At 43.3% G+C, this 6348-nt stretch carries 5 protein-coding genes; 3 read left to right on the top strand and 2 right to left on the bottom strand.

Annotated elements, in window-relative coordinates; all coding sequences use genetic code 11:
* Nucleotides 1–235 precede the first annotated feature (235 nt).
* Nucleotides 236–1492 (bottom strand): D-amino acid dehydrogenase, encoded by a 1257-nt coding sequence (locus BCT11_RS17635; protein WP_102388865.1) that lies wholly within the window; start codon nucleotides 1490–1492, stop codon nucleotides 236–238.
* A gap of 106 nt (nucleotides 1493–1598) precedes the next feature.
* Here BCT11_RS17635 and BCT11_RS17640 point away from each other — a divergent pair, with 106 nt between their 5' ends.
* The 3 genes from BCT11_RS17640 to BCT11_RS17650 all read left to right on the top strand — a co-directional run bounded on the left by BCT11_RS17640 (nucleotide 1599) and on the right by BCT11_RS17650 (nucleotide 4380).
* Nucleotides 1599–2501 carry a LysR substrate-binding domain-containing protein gene (locus tag BCT11_RS17640; RefSeq protein WP_102388861.1) on the top strand — a complete coding sequence of 301 codons (903 nt, stop codon included), beginning with the start codon at nucleotides 1599–1601 and terminating at the stop codon, nucleotides 2499–2501.
* Nucleotides 2502–2663: 162 nt separating this feature from the next.
* Complete coding sequence (locus tag BCT11_RS17645; RefSeq protein ID WP_102388862.1) at nucleotides 2664–3236, top strand: DUF6795 domain-containing protein; 573 nt, start codon at nucleotides 2664–2666, stop codon at nucleotides 3234–3236.
* 1 nt (nucleotide 3237) lies between these two features.
* Entirely contained in the window at nucleotides 3238–4380 is a 1143-nt protein-coding gene (locus BCT11_RS17650; RefSeq protein WP_102388863.1) for a lipase family protein, read from the top strand.
* Nucleotides 4381–4417: 37 nt separating this feature from the next.
* Here the strand turns inward: BCT11_RS17650 and BCT11_RS17655 are convergent, their stop codons facing one another.
* Nucleotides 4418–6064: a mechanosensitive ion channel family protein gene (locus BCT11_RS17655; protein ID WP_102388864.1), complete on the bottom strand. Its 1647-nt coding sequence runs from the start codon at nucleotides 6062–6064 to the stop codon at nucleotides 4418–4420.
* Nucleotides 6065–6348: the final 284 nt, after the last annotated feature.

Here is a 6348-nt window from a genome sequence, read left to right on the forward strand (position 1 = left end):
GTTAACCTTTTTGACTAAAAATCCCTTGTAGCGTGATGGTGGGCACAGAACGGTTAAATATTGTTAAAAATTGGTTCTTGTTATGTATCTGTGTGGTTTTTATTGGAAATAACAATGAATTGATTGAATATGCAGAACATTGTCATGAAAATGTTCCGCGAGAGATGATAGTTATATCTTCTGAATGCTATTCAACTTGTGGAGTAATGCACTGTTTGAAATGGTTTGCAGGTGTTTAGGCGTAACGACTCAGGTTCAATTCTGAGTGATTTGTCACTTTGGGAACGGTGTTCATGATGACGTCTGTTAGTATCTGAGCTGAGCCACAAGCCATAGTCCAACCGAGCGTGCCATGCCCTGTGTTTGTAAACAAATTCTCGTAAGGTGTTGTCCCTATAATGGGCGTACCATCGGGTGTCATAGGGCGAAATCCACTCCAAAACTCGGCTTGAGTGAAATCGGCGCTTTGCGGAAACAGATCTCGAATCACCATTTCAATCGTATTTTTGCGTTTTTGCGGTAACGAAGGATCAAAGCCTGCTAGCTCCGCGGTTCCTGCGACACGAATACGGTCATCAAAGCGCGTCATTGCGACCTTATAGGTTTCATCCATGACGGTAGAACGAGGCGAAAATTGCTCACATTCAATTGGTACCGTCAGTGAATATCCTTTGACGGGGTAAACAGGAATGTCGATCTCAAGCTGTTTGAGTAACGCTGTTGAATAGCTGCCAGAGGCAAGGACAAACTGGTCTGCTTTAAACAAACCACGGTCCGTTTGGACACCCATGATCTTTTTGCCTACGGTAACCCAATTACTCACCTCTGTATTGAATTCAAACCTTACACCATGAGCTTTTGCTAGCTCTGTTAACTGCTGGCAGAATTGAAAACAATCGCCTGTTTCGTCATCAGGTAGATATAATCCACCGACCAATTTTTCTTTTACTAATGCCAACCCTGGCTCTTGTTTAATGCACTGTTCGACATCCATTAACTGAAAACGTGTACCGCTTTGCTCTAACAACTCAAGGTCTTTCTCTATGGCATCGAGCTGTTGTTGAGAGCGAAACACTTGCAAGGTGCCTAACTGGCGACCTTGGTATTCAATCGCATGATCACGGCGCAACTGCTCCAGACACGCACGGCTATGATTGGCGATAGAGAGCATTCGGGCTTTGTTAATTTGATAACGGGATAAAGTGCAGTTCGACATCATTTGCGTTGCCCAGCGGATAAGCTCCGGGCTGAGAGACAGTTTTATTTTGAGTGGTGCATGTTCTTCAGTGAGCCACTTTATGGCTTTGAGTGGAATCCCCGGCGCAGCCCATGGTGAAGAGTAACCATAAGAGATTTGTCCGGCGTTAGCGAAGCTGGTTTCCATCGCACTACTTGGTTGGCGATCGATCACTGTCACCTGATAGCCTGCCTGAGATAAATACCACGCCGAGGTTAAGCCGATAACACCACTGCCTATTACGATGACTTCCATTGATGCGCTCCACACATTTTCGATGTTGCGCAGTTTCTCTTCTTTACCTTTTGTTAACAATCGATATAAATTACATTCAGTGTTTAGAAAAACTATAGGCTCAAAGATGAAAAGCAGTGTCGTTAGCGGATTGTGGTTATTCAGCCAAGTGGCGGAACACAGCAGCTTTACCAGTGCTGCAAAGGCATTGCACTTAACGACAGGGGCGATCAGCCAGCAAGTCATTCAGTTAGAAGAACAGCTTGGTTTTACTTTGTTTGAACGCCACTCGCGCGGAATTCGACTTACGCCTAAAGGATTACAGCTGTATCAATCCTCACAATTCCACTTCTCAGAACTAGGAAAGACACTTAAAGAGTTGCAAATTGAAAAGCCTCACAATGAAATTCGCCTCAAGCTGACGCCTTCTTTTGCGTTTAAATGGTTAGTTCCGCGCCTTGAAAGCTTTCATCTAGAAAACCCCGATCTCCAAGTGCAGATTTTTGCAGAGGGAGCCCTAGTGAATAGTGAGCTAAAGGACTATGACGTTGCGATAGACTATGGTTCTCATCCCTATCGAGATAAAAGCGCAGAGCGGATTCTCAATGAGCAACTTCTACCGGTGATGAGCCCAAAATACCTTGAGGATCATGGGTGGCTAAAAACTCTTAAAGCGTCGCCAGAACAATGGAGAGACGCGACGTTACTGCACGATGCTATGCCATGGGATAAGGCTCCGCGTGACTATGAATGGCTCTACTGGGCATCAAGCATGGGGTTCGATTTCAAAACAGAGGTAGGGCACTTCTTTAATCGTACGGATATGGCAATGTCTGCCGCCGAAGCTGGAGTGGGGATAGCAATGGCACGTATGGCGCTGGTGGAAGATGAACTTGAAAGTGGTTGTTTAGTCTCGCCATTTGAACCAGTGGATGCTAACGCAGGATACTACCTGATCATTAATACCAAAAGTGAGCCTACAGCACGATTTCGACGTTGGCTTTTACAGCAAGTCCAATCATCAATGTAGAGAGATAATTGGCACAAGTGTTTAAGAAATAATAAAAATAAATTTCTTAATTACATGATACTTCGAATTGCTTCCCACAAATTGCCTTCCGTTTATTAACTCCTCTCACTCTGTCTTCTTTTTCCATATCATCCAAAAATTAATCAATGGATGAGAAAGACTATGGCTAAAAGAATCTCTCTTATGTTGGCCCTAGCTCTATTTTCGGTAGGAGCAAGTGCAATGTTTTGGCCGTTCAAAAAATACGATGTGGAAATGTCTCCAGAAGTTCGTGGTGTTATCAAGCTTGATGGCGTTCCGCAGGCGGGGTTGACGGTTTATCGAGATTTATTCTACGAGGGTTACAAAGACGGAGAGAAAATATCCGATGAAGCAGTCACTGACTCAAAAGGGGAGTTTTATTTCCCTGAGTTTCGAGTTCGTTCAAGAGCGCCTAAGGATGTCTTCGGGCAGAACTTCGTCATCGCTCAGGAAATATATACCAACTCTGAAGGCAAGGATATTAATCTTTGGAATGCTACCAAGTATGCGAAGCCTATCCCTCTGGTATCTCAATTATTGTTATCCCTTAACTGTGAATTAAAGCAAGAGGAGCTCAATTATGAACTGAGAGATCCTCAAAGCGGAGAGCGCATATATCTACCTTTAACTTCAGTTTGTCGTTGGGAGGGATTAGATGGGTACACAAACGAGCAGTTAGTTAAAAGAACGAATAATTTCACGCCAGAGGTTTAAGATGAGTAAGTTATCTCCTGTTATTGCATCAGATATTGCAAGTGCTGCATATCAGGCAAGGTTAAAAAGAAAAAGTATTTCTCTACAAAATAGCACCAAGGTTCATTTTACGTTTGATGTTAATAACGTTATATCTGGAACGTCAGGAGGCTTTTTCTACCGTCCTTCCTCTGGTTTTCTAATAGCGGGGCGAGGAGTGAGTGAGGTTTATAAAAGAGACATTGTCTTTTCTTTTAGAGGAACTAAAACACTTGCCGATGGCTTAACCAATGCGACTGCAAATGCAAAAGGCACACAATCTGGGGAACTAGTGCACAATGGATTCCAAGGAACCTTAAACTCTATGATCCCTGAGATTAAGGTATTTCTAAAAAGGAGCCAGTCAAGCGAAGTTTTAAATATCCATTGTGTAGGGCATAGCCTTGGTGGTGCTCTAGCTACGTTGGCTGCGAACTGGCTGAAATCATCCTCAGAAATTAGCGCAAAAGTTCACCTTTATACATTTGGTGCTCCTAGAGTCGGCGGGAAAAACTTTTCTATTAATGCAACTCAACGCGTGGACAGTATTTTTCGATGTGTTAATGGGGCGGATCCTGTACCGAAAGTTCCGGTGTGGCCTTTCTATCATGCTCCTTACAATGGGATGGAATATCTAGCTAGCAGGCAGCAAGGCTTGATTCCTTCTGCTCACTATATTGATTGTTATGCGAAATTGACGGATTTCCAAAGTTGGGAAAAAATCTACTCTCAAAAGGTTGCGAATGCTTTTGAAAGAGTCATCTTAAACTATAACAATCGACTTGAAGCGAGAGCGAACGACTTTTGGGCTGATAGAATATCCGCTTCAATATTAACGTTACTAGTAGATGGTGGATTTGCGTCATTTGTATTTGGTGCGCAAAGTTTAGGTGCGGCTGTGGCGACTATTTATGATGCTATTGCTCGTTCTATGGTCAAAATTTCAGAACTTTCTGGTGAGTTTGCTGAGCGTGTAAAGGGGTTGCTAGGCCACATGTTGGTGTTTGCGGGGAAAGGTGCACAGATAGCAATTAAGTTCACCTATCCGTTCATTCGTTGGGTATTTGAGTTGGTCTTGGGCAAATTGAATCAGGCGGTTAAAGCCGCACTTAAAACCACTTTCTAGTCTTGTAGAAACCGCCTTAAACGAGGCGGTTTTCTCGTTATGCGTTTTGACTTATCGCTTGAACTTGTGTGGCAACTGCTGGCTGTAAAGAATCTGCGGTCAGGTAAGTGGTATTGGAAGGGTAAGCGAACTTCGCGCCTTCCGCTTCAACAATTTGGTTAATCGATATTAGTAGCGCTTGCTGTAAATTGAGAAATGTCTCTCGATTCGTTGTATTCAAATGGGCAAGAATCTTAATATCCAAACTGTAGGCATTGAAGGTATCAAAGTGTACTCTAATAGGGGAATCTAAAACGTCTGTGTGTTCTTGGAGCAAGTCCGCTATCTTCTTCGTGATGGTTTGGAGTTGAGACATATCGGTCTCATAACGTAATCCAATGGTTGCCTTGAACGGGTAACGGTCACGACGGCTGAAGTTGATGATTTCATGTTTAATTAAGTCCCCATTAGTGATCGTGATTTGGGTTCTATCTTTTGCTCTGAGACGAGTTGAACGTACTCCTATTTGCTCTATAACGCCTGATTGATTACCGATTTGGCAGTAGTCCCCAACCGATAAAGACTTATCCAAGAACAGAATTACGCCACCAATTAAGTTCTCCATCGTTGGGCGAATAGCGAGTGCAATGGCCATTCCACCGAGGCTCAGCCCTGTCACGATTCCGTATACCGGTACTCCCAATCGATTTAAACCGTAGCCGAGGCAAGCGATCGCTGCCATTGAGCCGAAGAGAGTACCAATAATTTGTGCGAGGCTATGACGTAATGTTGAGTTCGAGCGTTGTTTCTTCATTAATAGCCGGCAAGCTTGATAGATAATCAGGTACGCCACTTGGCTAAGTAAGAGCCAGCATATGAGTTCGATAACTATATTCAACGTCGACATTAAGACGCCAGTTAAATTCAGTTGATAGTCAGCAAGGTACAGAAAACCACTCAAGGTCAACACTGCGAGAATTGATCTTATTACAGGCGTATTAATATTGTGGAACAGGAGAAGGAGAACGATGCCCATTCCTGCGATGGATATGGTTAACCCCAGCCATTGCCATAGGGCTTGATTCCAATATTCGACCATAAACGCGCTCGGTAAGGCTTCAATAAGATAAAACCAGCTTGGTGGAATTAAACGCCCTGCACTCAGCGAGTAGTATTTAAAGTAATCGAGAGAAGCTTCGGAATGAGTCGGCAAATGTTTGACTAAAAGGTAGTCGCGATACAAGCCTTTCACCGTTTGCTTAGAAAATCGATATTGACCATCGGCCTGCTTCACTAACTCTAAACTGGTTTCAGGAACTCTCCATTGTGTCAGCGTATTGCTATTTGGAATTTTGGAAAGCTCAATGGGTGGCACTCGGTCGAGGATTTCTTTCATTAGCATTACGGACTCGAGCGCCACTCTATTTTGGCTAGAATCGGGCACATCACTTAAGTCGAAGACTTGAGTCGCTTTATCAAACAGTGCATACACCTTCTGTCTATTGGGCTCTGTTTTGTATTTTGTGTCTTCTAGTATGCGGTTGAGTTCGTTATTAGCTTCAGCAACTAAGCCATTGAAACTTGTTAACGCGTGTAGTGGCGTTGAAAGATTTGGTGGAGAAAGAGGAAAAGGATCGCTTGCTTGAGTTAAATAACTGAATAGAAAAAGCAGTGCTCCCATCATCCATGATGCGATTTTTGTCATGTGTCTTTCCTAGCCTTGGTTTTATCCTAATAAGTCTAGCTAAAATATTAAGTTAGGTAAGAAAGAGCCGGATTATCTTGGGTAGATTACGAGCTAACCGAGATGTAAAACCGCTAAAGACAACAAAACCGCCTCATACGAGACGATTTTGTGTTTCGATATTCAACAGATTTAGCGTTGATAAGCCGTTTCACCGCGGCTAATTGTTTCTTGGATTTTTAGGTCTTTTAAGGTTGCGGGTTCCACCTTGAGTGGGTTGTTATCTAACCTGAGATCGGTTTAAG

The sequence above is a fragment of the Vibrio sp. 10N.222.52.B12 genome (assembly GCF_002875385.1).
Lineage (GTDB): Bacteria > Pseudomonadota > Gammaproteobacteria > Enterobacterales > Vibrionaceae > Vibrio > Vibrio jasicida.